11 protein-coding genes are annotated in these 19675 nt (G+C 57.8%); 1 reads left to right on the forward strand and 10 read right to left on the reverse strand.

Annotated elements, in window-relative coordinates:
- Positions 1-14: 14 nt before the first annotated feature.
- From BN5935_RS09605 to BN5935_RS09650, 10 genes are all read right to left on the reverse strand, one after another.
- Complete coding sequence (locus tag BN5935_RS09605) at positions 15-2966, reverse strand: glycosyl hydrolase 115 family protein (RefSeq protein ID WP_064975922.1); 2952 nt, start codon at positions 2964-2966, stop codon at positions 15-17.
- A 19-nt stretch (positions 2967-2985) separates the two neighbouring features.
- A complete protein-coding gene (locus BN5935_RS09610; protein WP_064975923.1) occupies positions 2986-3789 on the reverse strand; it encodes an SDR family oxidoreductase in 804 nt (267 codons plus the stop codon).
- 30 nt (positions 3790-3819) lie between these two features.
- The gene (locus BN5935_RS09615) at positions 3820-5244 is read right to left on the reverse strand and encodes a family 43 glycosylhydrolase (protein ID WP_064975924.1); all 1425 of its coding nucleotides are present in this window, start codon (positions 5242-5244) and stop codon (positions 3820-3822) included.
- Positions 5245-5254: 10 nt separating this feature from the next.
- Entirely contained in the window at positions 5255-7093 is a 1839-nt protein-coding gene (locus BN5935_RS09620; protein ID WP_064975925.1) for an SUMF1/EgtB/PvdO family nonheme iron enzyme, read from the reverse strand.
- A gap of 12 nt (positions 7094-7105) precedes the next feature.
- Positions 7106-8932 (reverse strand): RagB/SusD family nutrient uptake outer membrane protein, encoded by a 1827-nt coding sequence (locus tag BN5935_RS09625; protein WP_064975926.1) that lies wholly within the window; start codon positions 8930-8932, stop codon positions 7106-7108.
- A gap of 20 nt (positions 8933-8952) precedes the next feature.
- Complete coding sequence (locus BN5935_RS09630) at positions 8953-11967, reverse strand: SusC/RagA family TonB-linked outer membrane protein (protein ID WP_064975927.1); 3015 nt, start codon at positions 11965-11967, stop codon at positions 8953-8955.
- A 35-nt stretch (positions 11968-12002) separates the two neighbouring features.
- Positions 12003-13682 (reverse strand): RagB/SusD family nutrient uptake outer membrane protein, encoded by a 1680-nt coding sequence (locus BN5935_RS09635; protein WP_064975928.1) that lies wholly within the window; start codon positions 13680-13682, stop codon positions 12003-12005.
- A gap of 4 nt (positions 13683-13686) precedes the next feature.
- A complete protein-coding gene (locus BN5935_RS09640) occupies positions 13687-16764 on the reverse strand; it encodes a SusC/RagA family TonB-linked outer membrane protein (RefSeq protein WP_082944095.1) in 3078 nt (1025 codons plus the stop codon).
- 12 nt (positions 16765-16776) lie between these two features.
- On the reverse strand, positions 16777-17277 hold the full coding sequence (locus BN5935_RS09645) for a DUF1735 domain-containing protein (protein ID WP_235821069.1): 501 nt from the start codon (positions 17275-17277) through the stop codon (positions 16777-16779).
- A 169-nt stretch (positions 17278-17446) separates the two neighbouring features.
- Positions 17447-18352, reverse strand: coding sequence for an AraC family transcriptional regulator (locus tag BN5935_RS09650; RefSeq protein ID WP_147625801.1), 906 nt, complete (start codon positions 18350-18352; stop codon positions 17447-17449).
- Positions 18353-18465: 113 nt separating this feature from the next.
- Here BN5935_RS09650 and uxuA point away from each other — a divergent pair, with 113 nt between their 5' ends.
- Complete coding sequence (gene uxuA, locus BN5935_RS09655) at positions 18466-19665, forward strand: mannonate dehydratase (RefSeq protein ID WP_204244904.1); 1200 nt, start codon at positions 18466-18468, stop codon at positions 19663-19665.
- Positions 19666-19675: the final 10 nt, after the last annotated feature.

A 19675-nucleotide genomic window follows, 5' to 3' on the forward strand; every position in this document is an offset into this window, starting at 1 on the left:
ATTTGTTCTGTCGTTTATTGAATGGCTTCGGTCGGGGGAGGTCCGGCGTAGGAGCGTTTCATGCCGCCGAAGTCGAGCACGATCTTCTGGACCACGACGCCCGGATCTCCGCAGATGATCTTGACGGTGTGCCTGCCGGGACGGTCGATGTGCAGCGTGGTTTTCTTCACGGCGCAGTTCTTCAGCACGTTTTCGTACCACGCCTGTGCGTATTCGAACGAGGAGGTCGTGGGATTCATCACCGGACCTTCGTCGATCGCCACGCCGTATTTGGTCTCCGTCGATGAGCTCTCGTGGGCGAACGGGCGGTCGGCGCTCAGCGGGAAGGTGGGCAGCATGTAGGTGTACACGTCGACCGATCCGCTGCTGAAACTGTAAAAATCGTATTCCAGACGGGGTGTATTGCGACCGCCGGTGCGTTGTGTGCCGCTCAGGGGGTGTCCCATCTGGACGGACTGCTTCTCGTAGCCGAGGTTGTCGATAAGCGTCATCTTCACTGCGTCGCTTTCGAATTTGCGGTGGAAGCCTGCGGCAGGGATCGAGACGCAGCCGTTGTCCTCCACATACAATCCTTTGACGGTTTCCGGCGCGGGCGTGGCGGGATTGAATACCGAAACGAGCACAGTCTCCTGTTCACTGCCGGCGCCGATGCGGACCGATCCCAGTATGCGCTCCCCGACGGGAACCTTCTCCCAGTCGATCTCCACGGTCAGTTCCTGCTGCGTGGCGGTCGTTCCCGACGTGCGGTTGAGGCGAATCCATTCCTCGGATGCCGCAGCGGTCCAGCCGAGCGGCTTGTCGCCCTTGTTGAACACGTCGATACGCCCCGTGCGGCGGGTGTAGACGTTGAAAGCCGGCAGAGCGTGGAAACTGCGCTGGCCCCTGAGCACGTCTTCCGACTCCACCCAGACGCCCAGCGAAGGGCCTGCCTGCAGTTGCACGCTGTCCAGCCGGGGCATTTCATAATAGGAACAGGCGAAGCCCTGACGCGTCGTCATGATCCGGTTCCACTTGCCGCCGAGCAGTTCGTTGTAACCCGTGGTAAGGTTTTGGAGTGAATCGTAATGCGCCCGGACCTCGTCGCGCAGCAGGTTGGTGGCGGCCCTGCCCTGCAGGGCGTACCAGCGGTTCCGCTGTCCGCCGAGAATCATCTTGTTGAGCTGCTCCGTAGCCCGGACAGGATAGTACAGCAATTGGTAGAAAGCAGGTTTCTCAACCTCCGGAAGACCGTTCATCACCTCCTCGGCCAGTTGGCCGATACGGTCGTATTCGGCCACGCGCCGGCCGGCCTCCCCATAGTTGGCGCAGGAGAAATCCGTGTCGGTGTTGCGTTCCCGGCCGTGTTTGTCCGTCGCCCACTGATAGCCCCAGCCCATCAGTTCGGGCTTGCGCTGGAAGGACAGGTCATAGAACGTCGTGGTGATGTCGCGGAAGGTATCGAAATAGCGGTCGCCGAAAATCCGGCTGAGCGTCCGGGCTTGGTAATCGGCCGTGTTGGCATAGTCGAACCGGTCAATGTCGTATGCCATGGCCAGAAAGAGGTCGACGGCCGGTTCGCAGGCCTTGATGTCGCCGGCGTTCAGCAGCCAGATGCGGTCGGCCGTGGCGTCGTAAGCCTTGCGGAGCTCTTCGTACATCAGCGCCGGCGGGGTCGAGGATATCCAGAGGTAGTCGTGGGGTTTGCCCAGATAGGAGACGTGGTAGTAGACGCCCGAGCGCCCCGAACGTTTCCGCTCGCGTTCGCCACTCAGTCGTTTCATGTAGCCGTAGTTGTCGTCCGGCCAGATGATCGTCACATCGTCCGGCAGTTCGAGGCCGCCCGAGTAGACCTCCAATACTTCTTTGTACGGGGTGAAGGCCTGCGGGATTTCTTCCCCGGGTTTGCCCAGTTCGTCGACAAGCAACTGCCGCTGGTCGTGCAGGGCGCCTTCCAACTGGCGGACGCGCTCCTTCATGTCGCTGCTGCCGGTCATGGCCCGGTCGTGAAGGCCGCGCAGGGCCAGCGTGTAGACGTTTTCATAGGAGGCATTCTCGCGGACGCGCTGGCGCAGTACGCGGTTGATGCCCTCCCTGTTTTTCACATAGTCCCATTCGCCCATCGTCTTGCGGTCCCATTCGCTGGCGTTGTTGAACAGCAGAGGTTCGCAGTGCACCGACCCCATGACGATGGCGAACGAGTCGGCGACCATCTTGTTTTCGGGAATCTTGTTGAACGCCGTGGAGGCTTCATGCATGGCCGGGCAGAGGTAGTTGGCTTTCAGGCGAAGGAGCAGTTCGCAGACCTTGGCGTAGGTCTTGGGGCCGATATTGCCCCGCTCGGGGTCGAACGTGTGCCGCGCCCAAGGGAGCAGTCCCCAATCCTCGTCGTTGATGAACAGACCGCGGTATTTGACCGACGGTGTTTTGGAAACTTCGGGATGAACGTTCAGGTAGAGCGACGTGCGCGGCCTGACGGGAACGTCGGCCCACCAGTACCAAGGGTTTACGCCGATGGCCTCCGAAAGGGAGAGAAGTCCGTAGGCGGTTCCCCGGCGGTCGCTGCCGGCGATGACCAGTGCTTTGGAAACGCCCGGGAACGGTTTGTCTACCGTTTGGATCAGATAGCGCTCCCAGCTCCCGGCGATCGTATCGGCAGCGATTTTGCGCTGTGCGATCAGTCGGTCGATCAGCGCGCTCCGGCCGATCGTGCCGGCAATGATCACGTCGGCGTTGCGGGGAAGCTCGTCGCCGGTCGTCGTCAGCCCCTGTCGTCCCGTGACGAGGGCGAGGTCGGCGGCCAAAAGCTCTGCCGTTTTGCCGACGACCGTCGCGTCGTTGGCATCGTATCGGATGATCGTCTGCCGGTTCGGTGCGGAGAGCCGGAAAACCTCCTTTCCGGAGGTCTTTTCGCTCAGCCGCACCTGAGCCTGCATGCTTGGACTATGTAGCCCGAGCATACAGGTGATCAGGATCAGCGTTTTTTTCATCTCGGTTCCGTTTTTCCGTTTATACTGCGCTGAACGAACTGAATCCGCCGTCGACCGGAATAACGGCGCCGGTGATGAAGCTCGCTTCGTCCGAACAGAGGAATTTCACGATACCGTTCAGTTCGGAGATGTCGCCGAAGCGTCCCATCGGCGTATGGGCCATTACTTTTTTACTGCGTTCGGTGTAGGAACCGTCCGGATTGATCAGTACTGCCCGGTTTTGGTCGCCGATGAAAAAGCCCGGAGCGATGGCGTTGACACGAATCTTGTCGCTGAATTTGAGCGCCATCTCCATAGCCATCCACTGGGTGAAGATGTTGATCGAGCTTTTGGCCATCGAGTAGCCCAGCACGCGCGTGATCGCCGAATAGGTCGCCATCGAGGAGACGTTGATCATCACGCCGTATTTCTGCTCGGCCATCGCTTTGCCAAACACCAGACAGGGATAGACCGAACCGTACATGTTCAGGTCGATCACCCGGTTGAGGTCTTCGACCTTCATGTCGAAAACCGTCTGGTCCTCACGAAGCGTCGCACCGGGAAGGTTGCCTCCGGCGGCGTTGACCAGAATGTCGATATGGTCCCAGCGTTCGAGTATCTTCTTTTTCACGCTTTCGAGGCTTTCGGTGTCGAGGACGTTACAGGTAAATCCTGCGATCTCCCCGTAAGGGGAGAGTTCCGCCACTCTCCTGTCGATGTTTTCCTGACGGATGTCGAGGATGACTACGTTCACTCCGGCCTTGACCAGACTGCCGGAGATATTTCCTCCCAGCACACCGCCTCCGCCTGTTACAATGGCAACTTTGCCTTTTAAATCACTCATTTCTTTGTTGTGTTTATTTGGATCGTGTATTTATTCTTCGCCCGAAGGAACGACCACGGGTTCTTCCCAGCCGACCGGCGTGCCGAAATTCGGCGTGTCGTCGGCGTTCCATCCGAAACGCTGTACGAACGTATAGCGGTAGGTCTCGTACCCGTCCTCGCGGAACCGTTTCGTGTGGTAGACGATCCAGTCTTCGGTTTCGTCGGGGGACTTGGTGAACGAGCAATGGCCGACGCCGTGGACTCCTCCCGGCTCGCCGTTGACGCCCTCTTGGTAGGTGTTGTCCTTGGCCTGAATGTCGTCGTTGCGGAAAAAGACGTAGGATGCTGACTTTTTCCAGTTTTCGGGCTTCATCGGGTCTTTCTGCATATCATCCAGTTCCAGATAGGCCAGCCGATACTGCTTGGTCCATGAGCCGTTGCAGGAGTAGACGATGAAGGCCTTGTTGCCATGCTTGATCATGGCAGGGCCCTCTTCAATGGTAGATGTCAGCAGTTCCCATGGCTGGTCGGGGTCGGAGAGCTTCACCCGGCTGGAACCGATGGTGCAGGGATCTTTCATCTTGGCGATGAAGAGACTCTGCGTGGTGGAACCGACCGGGTTGCCTGACCAGACGGCGTAGAGCGTTCCGTTGATCTCCATGACGTTCAGGTCGATGGCGAAATACTCCGTGTTCTCCAACGTGGGGGTGATGCCTTCGGTGTAGTGGTCGCCCGTGTAGAGCATGCCCATGTCCTCCCACTCCCCGAACGGGTCGGAACTCTTGGCGCGCAGAACGCCGCTGCGCTGCGAATAGTAATGTCCGCCAAATTCCGAGGTGGGTCGGCCTGCAGTGTAGTAGATGTACCAGCCTCCGTCGATGTAATGCAATTCGGGGGCCCAGTAGTTGGCGATATTCCATGGTTTGTTTCCTTCCGTATCTTTGGGAGCGGCGAAGATTTGTTGCGTGCTTGTCAACTCGGTGAGCTTTTTCGATCGGGATAAGTTGATGCCGTTTCCCTGAGCCTTGCACAAGTAGTACCAGCCGTCATGCTGGATGATCCACGGGTCGGGAACTCCGCCGAGCGGATTGGTGAAGGTTTTGTCGCCCTGCGTCACACGCAGTTTCACCGGCTCGACGCCCTCTGCGCTGAACATCACTTCGCCCGAACGGGAAGTCACCGTACTGGCCTCGTAGCGGATTTTTACGGAGTTGCTTTTCTCGCCCTCCCGCACGGGGACATCGATCCACCCGGCAAGCGGTTCGACGGTCCACGAGGTGTTGCTGCTGACCGAGACATTGAACTCCCCGGATGCGGTACCTACGGTTTTCGTCGTGGGAAGAATGCTTAGGAAAGGCTTGCTTCCGGGGTCCGGGCCCTTGTTGCCTCCATCGGATTCCGATGATCCTCCTTCGCATGCGCAAAGGAGAATCATCAGGATCCCTGTTCCGAATTTCAGGTAGCTGCTTTTCATCGTGACCGGTTTAATCGAGGGTTGCAGGGAGCTTCGTCATGACGATGCGCATGCCGGAGTGGTTGCCGCAGTCGGTATTGCCGTTGCCCGCCCGGCCTCGGCGTCCGAGAAGCTGGTAGTCTTTGGACTGGTTTGCGTTGAAGTGTCGGAAGCTGCCGCCCCGGATACATCTCGGCTGGCCCGTGAGGTCGTTGGTGTTCTTGTTGCACGGATCTACGGCGCCGTCCTTGTAGAAGAAATCGGCGTACACATCTTCGCAATATTCGAACGTGTTCCCGCTCATGTCGTAGATGCCCAGTTCGTTTGCCTTCAGCGAACCGACGTTCTGAGGACCGACGGTACTGTTGGTGCGGACTCCGACTTCTCCGGCCGTGTCGCTGCCGCTGAACAGGTAGCCCCGGCTCTTGTTACCGCCGCGGGCCGCATATTCCCACTCCGCCTCGGTCGGGAGACGCACCTCCACGCCGAGTTCGGCCGAAAGCCAGCGGCAGTACTCATAGGCGCACAGCCATGTGATGCTGGCCGCAGGGCGGAGGGCACAACCGGTATTGGGTTCGAATACCGAGGTCCCGCCGTCCATCGGCGCCTTGAACGAGAAGGGTCGCGTGTTTGTGGCGCCGAAGAGATAGGTGTTGTAAACAAGGCTCGTAGACCGGTTGATGGGATGGCTGTTCAGGAAGGTACAGATCTGTTCGCAGGTCACCTGATAGCGGCAGATGTAGAAATTCTTGGTCAGCGTTACCGAGTGTACGGTCTCCGTGTTCAGCGTGTTGCCGCTGTACAGGTTGGGAACGGTCGCCGATTCGGGATAGCCCATCTGGAAAGAACCTTTCTCCACGAGGACCATGTCGTCGAGCGTGATGCCCGGCAGGATGCTGCCCGTTTTGGTGGTGAAGGTCATCTGTTCGCCGTAATGCGTACCGCTGGAGTTCTTGGCATAGGCTCGTACATGGTAGGTTTTGCCCTTCTCGAAGCCCGTGGCCAGCAGGTTGAAAGTGCCCACGGTGCCGCTGATCATCTTGAACTGGTCAGTCTCGATGGTCGGGTTTTCATGCTCGCTCCAACAGAATCCGCGTTCGACCGAGGGATCCGACTCGTTCTTCATCGTTTCGCCGAAGAGATAGGCCGTTTTATATCCGGGATACGGGTCTTTGGTGACGATGAAATTGATGGTCCGGAATCCGACCTGCTCGCCGTAGGTGATCTGTCCGCCTGCCGTTTTGATATAGGGGCGGACGTAATACTGCATGTTTTGCTTCAGGTCGGTGAGTTCGGCCGAGAAATCGCGGCCCCCGACCGTGAACAGCACCTCGTCGTCGACCGTCGGCTCGACCGTCTGCGAGAAGCAGACGCCGATCTGGGCGATGTCGTTGCCGCCGTCGGATGCCATGGTCATCTTGACGGTGGCGGAGGACGGAGTGATCCCGGTGACGCTTTCGATCAGGCACCAACCCTCCTCGGGCCGGTCTTTGGTCGTGAAGGCAACCGGGTTGCCATAGTGCACCGTGCTGCCGTCCGAGACATAGGCCCGGGCGTAGTAGTAGGTGTTGGCCGTGAGGCCGGTGATCTGCACGGAGAAGCTGTGTTTCGCCGCATCGTCCGTCGAAACGGCCTTGCTGTCGGCGACGGTGGGGTCGGGGAGGGTGCTCCAGCAGATGCCCCGTTCGGTCAGCGCGGCTGCGTTGCCTTTGGTGAGGTAGCCGCTGCCGACGGCCGTGTTGGTCCCGACCGACGCGAAATCGAGGGTGGTTACCTGCACGCCGGGTTCGGTAATCTCTTCGTCCTTGCAGGAGAACAGGAGCGGTATGGTCACAAAAGTCAGTGCCAGTAATTTCACGATGAATTTCATAACGACTGTTTTTTAGTTGACTTGTTTCGGAGACCAGCCCCAATTCTGCACGAGATTGGAATTCTTGTTTATCTCCGACTGCGGAATGGGCATCAGGTTCATGTGATCTTCGTAAATGCGGTTTTCGAATTTGCGGGATTTGTAAACCTTGGTGAGGTCGTCGTCCTTGAGCGTGATGTCGAGCTCGTGTGCCTCCCGCTGGGTCTGCGTACCGATCATCCAGCGGCGGATGTCCCAGAAACGATGCTCTTCGAAGGCGAACTCCACACGGCGTTCGTTTTGGATGAACTTGCGCACGTTCTCCTGATTGAGCACCCAACCCCGGTTCCGGAACGTCTCGTCCAAGCCCGGCATACCGGCACGCGAGCGGACTTGGTCGATGGCCCAGCGGATGCCGTCCGCCGGAGCCGATGCGGGATCGGCATAGTACTCGTTCAGCGCCTCGGCGTACATCAGCAGAATGTCGGCGTAGCGGATCAGGTGGTAGGAGTTGGGCAAAGTCGGGGCCGTCGAGGCCGAGGGGTTCAGGTCGGGGTCCATGTACTTGCGCAGGAAATAACCCGTGCGTGAATACCCGGTGATATAATGCTTGCCGTCGCTCTTCTCCGAGGTGACCTCCCGGTGCCATGTGTCGAACCGAATGTCGCAGAAGACCGATTCATCGTGCCAGATCGTGGCGTTCAGACGCGGATCGCGGTCGGCGAAGGGGTTGAGCGGACGGTATCCGGAACCCTCCTGCTCGGGCAGCATGCCGTTTTTCATCTCATAGGCCATCACCAGATCGTGGGTGGGCAGTGTGTAGCATACCGGGGTTCCCTTGCCGCGTACAAGCATGAAGTCGAACGGCAGGTTGTTGAAATAGATGTCGATGCTGGGACCGCGCAGGTAGGGGAAGATAGCTTCCTCGATCGGGGCCCGGACACAGAACAGCGTTTCGTATTCCGTCTTGGTCCCGGTTTTGGCCCGGTAAAGATCGTAGAATCCCAGATCGATAACGTCTTTGAGCGCTTTGGCTGCGGTGTTCCAACGTTCCCTGTCATAGTCGGGATAGCGCCACAGCGAAACATTGGGATCGGCCGAGTCGTATTGGGAAAAGTCGGCCGGGCGGTTGAACAGCGGGCTGGCGGCCATCAGCAGGACCTTGGCCTTCAGCGCTAAGGCAATGCCTTCGTTGGCACGGCCGAAGTTGCCTCCGAACAGTCCGTAGCGGGTGGCGTCTTCGCCGCGCAGGGATTTGAGCAGTTCGGCTGCATTCTCGCACTCTCCGACGATGAAATCGAGGATGGTTTTGAACGAGTCGCGTTCCGATTTGATTTCAGGGTCGTCCATCGACAGCACCTTGGTGATGAGCGGTACGCCGCCGAAGGCTCTCAGCAGTTCGGAGTAGAAGTAGGCGCGCAGGAAGATGACTTGGGCGCGCAGGTATTCGATGTCCAGCCGGGTGGTGATGCCGGACTCCTCTTCGATCAGGTGGTAATTCTCCAGAAACTTATTGCAGGCGCGGATCTGGGCGTAACTGTTGGTCCAGATGAATCCCAGCGGGTTGTCTGCGGCGTTCCAGTTGCCGGTGTTGTAACGGTGGGCTGCGGAATTGAGCGGGCGGGCCTCGCCGTTGTCGGTGGCGCAGTCCATGTATGCGCCTCCCCAGCCCGATACGCCGTATCCGGTGCTGATGATGTTGTAGTAGATGTCGTTGACGAAATAGCGGGCGTAGGTGCCGCTTCGGAAGACGTCCTTCTCATACAGGTCGCCCACATCCTCTTTGTCCATCAGCGACGAGGCGTCCTGACACGAAAGCATCGGCAGGCATAACAACAGTATATAAACGATCTTTTTCATGTAGCTTCGTAATTTGAAGGTTAGAACTTGAGGCTGACACCGCCGCCGAAATATTTCATGACCGGATAGGCGCTGCCGTCGCCGTCGTTGGATTCAGGGTCGTATTCCTTGAATTCGGAGAGCGTGAACAGGTTGGTTGCCGTCACATAGAAGCGCAGGTTCGACATGCCGACCTTCTTGGAGATGCGCTGGGGCAGCGTGTACCCGATCTGGACATTCTTCAGACGCAGGTAGGAACCGTCTTTCAGCCAGAACGTCGAGAAGCGGTGGTTCTGCTCCGATGTGGAGGGAGAGAGACTCGGATAGGTGGCGTGCTCCTTGTTCTCGGGCGTCCAGCGGCCGAGGTGGTGGTGCATGGCGCCGCTGATGCCTTGGAATTCCCAGTAGCCGTAGCCGTTCACATAGATGTCCGAATTGGTCGCTCCTTGGAAGAAAAGCTCGAAGTCGAAATTGCGCCAGTTGCCGCCCACGCTGAATCCGTAGATGACCTCGGGAACTTGGGTACGCCCGACGGGCACGACGTCGTAATTGTCGGTCTTGCCGTCGCCGTTGATGTCGCGGTACTTGATGTCGCCCAATTTGGGTCTGTCGGTGAATCCCGACGGCAGGGCGTCGATCTCCTCCTCGGAGTTGTAGAAGCCGTCGGCGATCAGACCGAAGCGCTGTCCGATGGGGCGTCCCACCTTCGAGAGCCACGGGTAGGTGACGGGACTCTCGCCGCATTCGACGACCTTGTTGCGGGCGAAGGAGAGGTTGCCCCGAATATAATACCGGAATTTGTTGACGTGGCCGTTGTATCCCAGATCGATTTCGAAACCGCGGTTGACAACCTCGCCGATGTTTGCCGGAGGGAAGCCCTTGCTGCCGTCGTTCGGAGCCATCATGCCGTAGATGTACGAAATGGTACCGTCGTAGTCGAGAATACCGTGGCGGCGTTCGTGGAAGTAGTCGCCTGTGAACGAGAGCTTGTTGTCGAAGAATTTGAGGTCCACGCCGATGTTGAATTTGTTGGCGCGCTCCCAGCCTACCTCGGTATTGCCCTCCTTGCCTTCATAAATGCGGTTCTCGGGGTTGTTCGTTTCGCCGAACGATGGGCGGTTCGATCCCAGTTGGGGGTAGGTTTGCAGATAGTAGTACTTGTCGGACCCGATGCGGTCGTTGCCGACCTGTCCGAACGATGCGCGGAGTTTCATGTAACTGAAGGCCTTGGCCGATTCGCCCCAGAATCCCTCTTCGGAAACCACCCAGCCGGCGGATACTGCCGGGAAGAAACCGTAACGCTTGCTCTCGGAGAACTGCATCGAACCGTTGTATCCGGCATTGAACTCGGCCAGATACTTGTTTTTGTAGGCGTAGGTTACACGGCCGACGTAGTTGATATAACCGATCGGCAGCGTGGCATCGCTCTGGATCTCCTGACGGTTGAAGGCCAGCAGGGCCGTGACGGCGTGGTCGCCGAAAGTGCGGTTGTAGTTCAGTGCCGCCTCGACCACGAAATCGCGCCGGAAAGGACCGTTTCCGGAGCCCGTCCGGATCGAGATGGGCTCCTCTTCGCGCACCAGTTCGTAGGTGCCCTCCTTGGTGTAATAGTAGGTCGCAGGTCGTTCGTAGAGGTCCCGGCGGGAGCGCATCGACGAAATGTAGCTGAACATACCGCGTGCGGAGAGGCCTTTGGTGATGAAGTCCAACTGCTGGTTGAGGCGGATCACGCTCTCGAACTTGTTGGTCTTGGAGTGGTAGTAACCGCAGCGCGAAAGGGCCATGTAGGGATTGGTCAGGTTCAGGTGGCCTCCGATCGACCCGTCGGGGTTCACATAGTTGAAATAATCGGGCGGGGTGCGTACCAAATGTTGGAACAGCTCGTCTCCGGCGCCGTTGTTATGGCGTTCCTCGAGGCGTCCCGCGAGGTCGACGCCGATCGTGGTGGTCTTGGTCACGTTGAAATCGAGGTTGGCACGCAGGGCATAACGCTGGAAATAGACGTTCGTGTCGTATTTGCCGTTGTTGAAGTTCTTGTAGATACCGTCGTCGTTGGCGTATCCGGCCGACACATAGTAACGCATGAACGAAGAACCGCCGCGCACGACCAGCGAATACTGCTGCTTGAAGGCTGCGTTCTTGAGCATGTCGTTGATGTAATCGTTGTCGGGGTGCGTGTAGGGGCTGGCCTTCGTGCGGAACATTTCGAGGTCATAGGCGCTATACTCGGGGTCCAGACCGACGTTCATCAGCGCTTCGTTGCGCAGGCGTGCGTAGTCGTACGAACCGAGTTTGTCCGGCAGCCGCGTCGGGGTGCTGGCGGTGAACGATGCGCGGAATGAAACCTCGGGCTTCGATGTGAGACCGCGTTTGGTGGTGATCAGGATGACACCGTTGGCTCCGCGCACGCCGTATACGGCCGTAGCCGAGGCGTCTTTCAGAACGGAGAAATTCTCGATGTCCTCGGGATCGATCTGGGCGTATTCACGTTCCACGCCGTCGACCAGTACGAGCGGGCTGTTGGCTCCGCTGTTGTAGCTGGCCGTACCGCGGATGTAGACATTGGCGTTGTCCTCGCCCGGACGCCCGCCCGGGTTGCGGGTGAAGACACCCGAGACGCGGCCGCCGATGGCCTGCGTGAGGTTCGTCGTTCCCGTCTTCTGGATGGCCGAGGCGTCCGCCGTCGAAATGGACCCGACGACGGTGGCGCGCTTCTGGGTGCCGTATCCCACCACGACCACCTCGTTGATGTTAAGGGCTTCTTCTTCGAGTGTGATGTCGATGACGGTCCGGCTGCCTACCGTGATCTCTTGGGGAATATAACCCAGCATGCGGAACTCCAATCTGGCGTTTTTACCCGAAACGGTGAGTTTGTAGCTGCCGTCCGTGGCACTTACCGTCGCATGGTTGGTGCCGGTTTCTATGACCGCCACTCCAACCAGCTCCTGCCCGTCCTTGTCGCTGACCTTGCCGGAGACGACAGTTCCTTGGGCTTGTAATCCTGCGGTGAATCCGTGGATTAGTGCGAAGATGAATATCAATATATATTTTTTCATCGGTGCTGATTTACAGATTTGACAATGATTTCGGGTTACCATCCCGGATTGACCACCAGTGCGCTGTTCTTGTCCAGCTCGGACTGGGGAATGGGGTAGTAGTACATCCGCATGGGGAAGGAACGCTCTTCGACGGCGAACTCCTCACCGTAGACGATGGTTCCGCTCTCCTCGGTCACTTTGATCCCGTGAACCGGGCGGTTCAGCACGGTTTCCGCCTCGCGCCAGCGCTTCAGGTCGTAGAGGCGTACCTCCTCGAAGGCCAGCTCTACGGTGCGTTCCCGGTGGATCAGTTCCCGCATTTGGCCTTTGGTCAGACTGCTTACCGGCGGCAGTCCTGCGCGCTGGCGAACTTCATTGACGCAGTCGTAGATCATCTCGTCCGTACACAGGTCGTCGTCGCCTGTTCCCAGATATTCGTTCATGGCTTCGGCATAGATCAGCAGCACCTCGGCGTAACGCAGTATCTGGTGGTTGTGCAGGGTGTATTTGGTCGGCACGACGCTGGCCAAGGGATCGATGTGCTTGTAAAGGCTGTAACCGGTCTCGCAGCCGCGCTGTCCGATGGCTGCGGGGTAGTCCTTGCCTCCGGTGTAGAGTTCCACCTCGCGGCCCCAGAGCGGCACGCCCGAATAGAGTACGCTGGCGTAGAACCGGTCGTCGCGGTTTTCATAGGGCTTCTGGGGGTCGTAGTCCGGGTCCTCGGAGGGCAGCCGTCCGTTTTTGAGTTCATACATGTCGACCAGCTCTTTCGTGACGCTGGTGCAGGCCCGGCAGCTCTGGTAGCCCGAAGGACCGTTGGCGGCCTCCACGTCGTTGGTGAGGTTGCGGCATTTGACGATGATCGATTCGGTATTCCCGAAATTGGTGAAGAACAGCCGCTGGTACGACGGGAAGAGTTCGTGGGCCTTCGTGCCGTCGGGGTTTTTCAATTCGATGACTTGGCGTGCGGCGTCGGCGGCCCGTTTCCAGCGCTCTTGGTCGGGTGAGGCGTAGCGGTGTATCTCGTTCGACCCCTCGATCGGGCTTTCGTTGAAGAGCGGGCTGGCGGCCATGAGCAGTATTTTCGCTTTCAGACCGTAGGCGGCCCCGCGGGTGAGACGTCCGTAGTCGTTGTCCGGGTATTTCGTGGGCAGCAGCGGCGCGGCCTCGTCGCACAGGCGGACGATGTATTCCACACAGTCGCCGAACTTTGAACGGGGAATATTGATGTCGCCCGAAAGGTCGAGAATGTCGTCCATGATCGGGATGCCGCCGTAGCGCTTGACGAGCTCGTAATGCATCAGTGCCTTGCTGAGCAGCGTTTCGCCCAGATACTGGTTCTTTTTGTTTTGGGACAGGTTTACGGTGAGGTCGATGTTGCGCAGGATGACGTTGGCTTTGCGGATGCCGGTGTAGGTTTCCGCCCAGCGGGAGTCGGGGTTTCCGCCCGACGCGGCGTTCATCGTGGCGCGGGTGTAGGAGTTGATGCCCGAACTGGTCCCGAGCGGGCTGTATACGGCAAGGTCCGTGGCGCAGTCGAGCAGAGCGCCGCCGACGCGGTTGAACTGGACGCCGGTGTTGAGGTAGACGTACAGGTCGTTGACGAACATCTCCAGACGCAGGCTGTCCTTGAAAGCCTCTTCGGCCGACATCTGTTCCAGCGGAACGTAATTCAGATCGCAGGACCAGAGCGTCGTAAGCGATACTATGGCGGTTATGATGAGTTTTTTCATGGTCTTAGAAGTGAATGTTTATACCGATGCTCGACGATTTCTGGATGGGATAACCGTTTCCGGAGCCCGCATCCTCGGGGTCGATGGTCCGCATGTCGGACCAAGTGAAGAGGTTGTATCCACTGTAGTAGATGCGCAGTTTGGACATGCGCAGCTTCTTCGAAATGCGCAGGGGAAGGGTGTAGCCGATCACCAGATTTTTCAGGCGCAGGAACGAGGCGTCGTCGACCCAGAAGCTGGAAGTCTGCTTGTAGTTGTGGTCACGATCGGTCAGCGACAGACGGGGGTATTTCGCCTTGGTCCACGTTGCGGGGTCTTCGGGGACGTAGCGGTTGTCCCAGTGGTATCGGCGGACGTTGCCGGCCATTTCGCTGCCCGAGCCGGAGATGTTCGTGAAGGCCTGAATCGCTACGCCCGAGAGGTATGCGTCGCGGTTGCCCGCTCCCGAGAAAATGATCTGGAAGTCGAAACCCTTGTACTGCGCATTTGCAAAGAAAGCGTAGTTGATTTCGCCGAGGTTGCTGTATCCGATCCGATGCTGGTCCTGATTGTCCACCACACCGTCGCCGTTCAGGTCGCGGTACTTGATGTCGCCGGCATAGGATGTTCCGAAGGTTGTTTTGGGGCTGTTGTAGCGGTCCTGTTCGCTGGTGTAGAGTCCGTTGGCTTGGAATCCGTACTGGGAGTTGATGGGGTAGCCGACGGCGCTTCGGTAATCGTAGGCGAAAGGTTGCTCGTCGTTGTAGCGGATTTCATTGTGCGCATAGGAGGCGTATCCGCCCAGTGTCCAGTGGAAATCCTTGATCCGGCCCGAGTAGGCGGCCTCCACTTCGAATCCGCTGTTGTAGGTCTTGCCGACGTTACCCAGCGGCCCGCCCGAGGTTCCGTAACCGATCAGGGTCGAGACTGTGTTGCGGGGCGTCAGAATCTGGCTGGTGAATTCGCGGAAATAGTCGGCGCTGATGCTCAGGTGGTCTTTGAACAACCGCATGTCGACGCCGATGTTGGTTTTCTCGGATTTCTCCCATGTGACGTTGGGGAGATATTGGTGGTGAACATCCTCTACCCAACTGTTGACGTTCTGCGGCTCGGCACCTAACGTGTAACGGCCGTTGGCTTGGATGAATGCGGGCAGGTAGAAATAGTAGGGAATGCCGGCGTCGTTGCCGGTGATGCCCCACGAGCCGCGTACCTTGAAGTAGCTCAGTACGTTTCCGATGTAGTTCTTGATGAAAGACTCCTCCGAGAGCACCCATCCGGCCGAAACTGCGGGGAAGAACCCGTAACGCTTCTGGGGCGGCATTTGCTCGGTCCCCTGATAGCCGAACGAAAATTCGACGATATACCGCGAGTCATAAGCATAGGTGGCGCGACCGAGCAGGCCCTGATGCGTGTTGGGCAGGTTTTGCGTGTCGTCGGATCGTTGGCTGTAATTGAAGAACAGGGTAGCGGCAATGAGGTGTTTCCCGAAGGTGCGGTCGTAGTCCAGACCGGCCTCTACATCGAAAATACGGGTCTTGGCGGCCCCGTAGGAGTTGGAGTTCGCCTGTTTCTTCTCTTCGCCCCAAGTGTTGAAGAGCGGTTTGCCGTCTTCCCCGTCGCCTGTGTATTCGTAGACGACGTAGCTTTTGCTGCGGTTGATATTGTTCTCGAAGAAGAAGTCGAACGCCAGCGATCCCCGCGCGCGGAGGCCCTTGGTGATGAAGTCCAGCTTCTGGCCCAATTCGGCCTGCGCTTCCATCGTGCTGTGGGTATAGCGGGTATAACCGCTGTGGTTGAGAATGCCGTAGGGATTATTCCGCAGGTCGTTGGTACCGGCCACCTTGTTCCTGTCGTAATACATGGGGAAGGCGTTCGAAGGCAGGGAGTAGATTGCGCTGAACGGGCTGCCGGCTCCCGGGTTCGAGAGTTGGCGCTGCAATCCGAAGAGATTGATCGAAAGATCCATGCTCTTGGTCAGGGCGATGTCGACGTTCGAACGCAGAGAGTAGATCTTGGCGTTGGCGTTCGTTTTGTAAGTGTTGATGTCCTTGTCGGTCTTGTAGATGCCCTCCTCCGAGCGGTAGGAGAGGTTGACGAAATATTTGGCGACCGAACTGCCGCCTTCTATGCTGAGGTTGTACTTCTGGCCGACGGTCACGTTTTTGAGCGACTGGCCGACCCAATCGACATTGGGGTGTCCCCAAGGGTCCTGTCCCGAACGGTAGAGGGCAAGATCTTCCTCGTTGTAACGTTGTTCGCCTGCACGGCCGTCGTTGCGCATGGCTTCATTGTGCAGCAGGGCGAAATCGTGCGAGTCGAGGAATTTGGGCAGTTTGATGGGTTGCTGGAAGGTGATCTGCGTGTTGAATTTCAGCACGGGGCGGCCTTCCTTGCCGCGGCGGGTGGTCGCCATGATGGCGCCGTTCGAGCCCCGGAGTCCGAGCACAGCCAGCGCTCCGGCGTCTTTGTAAACGGAAATCTGATCGATCTCGTTGGGGTCGAGGATCGAGAAGTCGCGGACATGCCCGTCGAGCATGATGAGCGGCGTACTGTTGCGCCACGACCGGAGGCCGCGCACATAGAGCCACGAATAGTCGCTGCCGGGGGCTCCGCTGTTTTGTGAAGTGGCTATGCCGGGGATCATGCCCGACAATGCCGTATTGGCGTAGTTGGTCGGGAGGTCTGTCAGCTTCGAGCCTTCGATTGTCGAAACGGCCGAAGTCATCAACGATCGGTTCTGGCGGCCGTATAAAAGAGCTATTTCAGGGTCGGAATTTCCCCCCCCCTCCAACAAAGTAATTTTCAGTCGGTGCGTATCGCCTACATACACCTGATTGGCGGCGTATCCCTCCAGCGTGAAGATCAGCGAGGATTTGTCGTTGGGTATCCTTATCGTGAAGTTGCCGTTCCGGTCAGTCAGCGTGAACATGCGCGATTCCTTGTGCTCGACCAGTACGCCTTCGAGCGGCGTTCCGGCCGGGTCCGTAACCTGCCCCTGCACGGCGACATCCTTCTTGTTTTGTGCGGCGGAGTAGCCGGTGCCGAGGCACAGGCACAGTAAAAGCGTCCATAACGCTTTGGGCATTATAGCGTTGCTCATTCGTTTGTAGTTTTAGCGTTTTGTAATCCCGAAAAAGAGCGTATTGTACCGGGGTGCGATTCCATATTCCGATACCGATTGAATGCGCAGCGGCAAAATGTACTTTTTGTCCGCATCGAGTCGAGAGGTGTGGAACGTCACCAGCAGGTCGCCCCTTTCGGTTCCCCTGCGGATGGTGCACTCGAGGGTGGCAGGTTCTACGGTGTAAGCCGATTCCGGCAGCAGTTCGTAGGCCTGAATGGCCGCCGAAACCTGTTTGGCGGATGCCAGTGAGTCCGTGGCGAGTCCCATTGTCACACGGATGTCGTGTTCGGGCATGATACTGCCGGAGCAGTAGGCTCCGACGATGTAGGTGGTGTCCCTTGAGAAGTCGAATTTAGTCTGGAAGATTCCGTTCCCGTCGGCCCATGTGGCCAATGGGAAATAGACGGACGCATACTTCATCTCTTCGTCGTCCTGACAGGACACGAGGAGAAGGGACCCAACTAGGAATAAACGCAGAATTTTCTTCATACGGGTCGGTTTTAGGTGGTTGTTCCCGATAGGGAGTGAATTAAAAAAAATGTTGGGTGATCACTGTTGCAAATATGGAGGTAATGTGATCCGAATACAAATATGAAATTTGCGATCGTTTATATTTTATTTGCAAATATAAAAATTTGTGACACCAAGACCCGAAGAGTTATATGGGCAGTGCGGCCATCCCGGGGTTATGTTTGAACTCCTCGATGTATTCCGAGGGGGTAAACCGGGTGATCTTTTTGAACTGGCGGTTGAAGTTGGAGATGTTGTTGTATCCGCATTCGTAGCAGATCTGTGTGACGCTCAGTTCGCCCGTCAGCAGTAGCTTGCAGGCGTATCCGATGCGTAATTCGCTGATATATTGCAGTGTGGATTTTCCGGTCTTCTCTTTGAAATAGCGGCAGAAGGCGCTGGTGTTCATGCCGGCCGTCCGGGCGATGTCGTCCAGATTAATGTCGTGGATGTAGTCCCGGTTGAGCCGTCCCAATACCTTATATATACGGGATTCCCCGTAGGCGGGAAGGCGGAGATCGACGCTGTCGTCGTTGAGCTTTCGCTTGTGGGTCGTGCGGCTCATCATCGAGAGGATATGGATGCACGCCAGCAGGCGGTCGAGCCCCGTCTTGCCGGGCAGCATCTCGATATGGCGCCGTATCGGGGCGTTCGGGGTCGTGTCGAAGCTGATGCCGTAGCGTGCCATTTCGAGCAATTCCTTGATTTTCAGGAACTCGGGGTAGTTGAGGATTGCGTGGTTGAAAAAGTCCTTGGAAAACTGGATCGTGATGGCGTGGACCCGCAGGGAGGGATTGCCGTGGTAATAAGCGTCCTCGTTGCGGTACATGTGGGGGAGCAGACTGCCGAAAAATACCAAGTCCCCGTCGGAGAACGGTTCGATACTGTTTCCGGCGAACCGGGTTCCCGTGCTCTTGATGATGTAGACGATTTCGTACTCGTCGTGGAAGTGCCATGGGTATTTGAAGTAGTCGTAGTCGCACTTCTTGACTTTGAGCGGAGACCCGCTGGTAAGGCCCAACTGCTCGTACATAATTTTGATCTCGTCTTTCATGGCGGCGGAGTTGATGGGTTTATGCAAATATATCAACAGAAGATGCAAAAAAATCACTTGTTTCAGGGCCTTTTATTTTCAAACTTTGGGTATTTATTATAATATTTGATTTTATGGCATTGGAAAAGACTTGGAGATGGTTCGGGGAGGGCGATACGGTGACGCTGGCGGAGATCCGGCAGATCGGCGTCGAAGGTATCGTGACGGCCCTGCACCACATTCCTGCGGGCGAGGTCTGGCCTGTGGAGGAGATTGAAAAAGTACGGGATCGCATCGCAGCGGAGGGTATGCGCTGGAGCGTGGTGGAAAGCCTTCCGGTATCGGAGGCGATCAAGCTCCGCACGGAGGAGTGCGCCCGGCATATCGATAATTACCGGCAGTCGCTGCGCAATCTGGCGGCTTGCGGTATACATACCGTGTGTTATAATTTTATGCCGGTGCTGGACTGGGCGCGGACCGACCTGCACTATACGAACGAGCGCGGTGCCGAGTCGATGCATTTCGACTATGACCGTTTTGCCGCTTTCGACATCCACATCCTCGGGCGTCCCGGCGCGTCGGCGGACTATCCGCCCGAGGTGTGCGAACGGGCTGCGGCGCTGGCTGCGGAGATGAGCGCTGCGGAACAGGAGGAGCTGGCCCACAATATTATCGTGGTTACGCAGGGCTTCATCAACGGCACGGTCGGTGACAGCGAGGATTACAAACAGGTATTTCTGCGCTATCTGGCGCGGTACGACGGCATCGGTCCCGACCGTCTGCGAGAGCACCTCTCCGCATTCCTGAAAGAGGTGTGTCCGGTTGCGCAGGAGGCGGGGGTCAACCTCTGTATCCATCCCGACGATCCGCCCTTTCCGCTGCTCGGACTGCCGCGCATCGCCGGCACCATCGAGGATTTTCGCTGGATTCTCCGTCAATACGACGACCCTGTCAACGGTGTGACGTTCTGTGCCGGTTCGCTGTCTGCAAGGCCTGATAACGACTTGCCGGCCATGGCGCGGGAGCTGGGGCCGCGTATCCATTTCGTGCATCTGCGCAATACGCAGCAGTTGGGGCCGAAGAGTTTCTTCGAATCCGGGCACCTCACGGGTTCGGTGGATATGTACGCCGTGCTGAAGGCTTTGCTCGAAGAGCAGCGGCGGCGCATTGCCGAAGGACGGCAGGATGTGGCCATGCCGTTCCGTCCCGATCACGGACTGCGAATGCTCGACGATTTCGGCCGATCCTCCAATCCGGGCTATCCGCTGGTGGGTCGCATGAAGGGTTTTGCCGAGATCTGCGGCCTCGAAATGGGTATTGAACGAAGTTTGTGAATCTGATAAT

Origin of the sequence: Alistipes provencensis (assembly GCF_900083545.1) — a bacterium.
In the GTDB taxonomy this organism is placed as follows: Bacteria; Bacteroidota; Bacteroidia; order Bacteroidales; family Rikenellaceae; genus Alistipes; species Alistipes provencensis.

Coding starts and splice junctions, on each gene's coding strand:
- BN5935_RS09605 (WP_064975922.1), bottom strand. CDS start 2,966: ATGAAAAAAACGCTGATCCTGATCACCTGTATGCTCGGGCTACATAGT.
- BN5935_RS09610 (WP_064975923.1), bottom strand. CDS start 3,789: ATGAGTGATTTAAAAGGCAAAGTTGCCATTGTAACAGGCGGAGGCGGT.
- BN5935_RS09615 (WP_064975924.1), bottom strand. CDS start 5,244: ATGAAAAGCAGCTACCTGAAATTCGGAACAGGGATCCTGATGATTCTC.
- BN5935_RS09620 (WP_064975925.1), bottom strand. CDS start 7,093: ATGAAATTCATCGTGAAATTACTGGCACTGACTTTTGTGACCATACCG.
- BN5935_RS09625 (WP_064975926.1), bottom strand. CDS start 8,932: ATGAAAAAGATCGTTTATATACTGTTGTTATGCCTGCCGATGCTTTCG.
- BN5935_RS09630 (WP_064975927.1), bottom strand. CDS start 11,967: ATGAAAAAATATATATTGATATTCATCTTCGCACTAATCCACGGATTC.
- BN5935_RS09635 (WP_064975928.1), bottom strand. CDS start 13,682: ATGAAAAAACTCATCATAACCGCCATAGTATCGCTTACGACGCTCTGG.
- BN5935_RS09640 (WP_082944095.1), bottom strand. CDS start 16,764: ATGAGCAACGCTATAATGCCCAAAGCGTTATGGACGCTTTTACTGTGC.
- BN5935_RS09645 (WP_235821069.1), bottom strand. CDS start 17,277: ATGAAGAAAATTCTGCGTTTATTCCTAGTTGGGTCCCTTCTCCTCGTG.
- BN5935_RS09650 (WP_147625801.1), bottom strand. CDS start 18,352: ATGAAAGACGAGATCAAAATTATGTACGAGCAGTTGGGCCTTACCAGC.
- uxuA (WP_204244904.1), top strand. CDS start 18,466: ATGGCATTGGAAAAGACTTGGAGATGGTTCGGGGAGGGCGATACGGTG.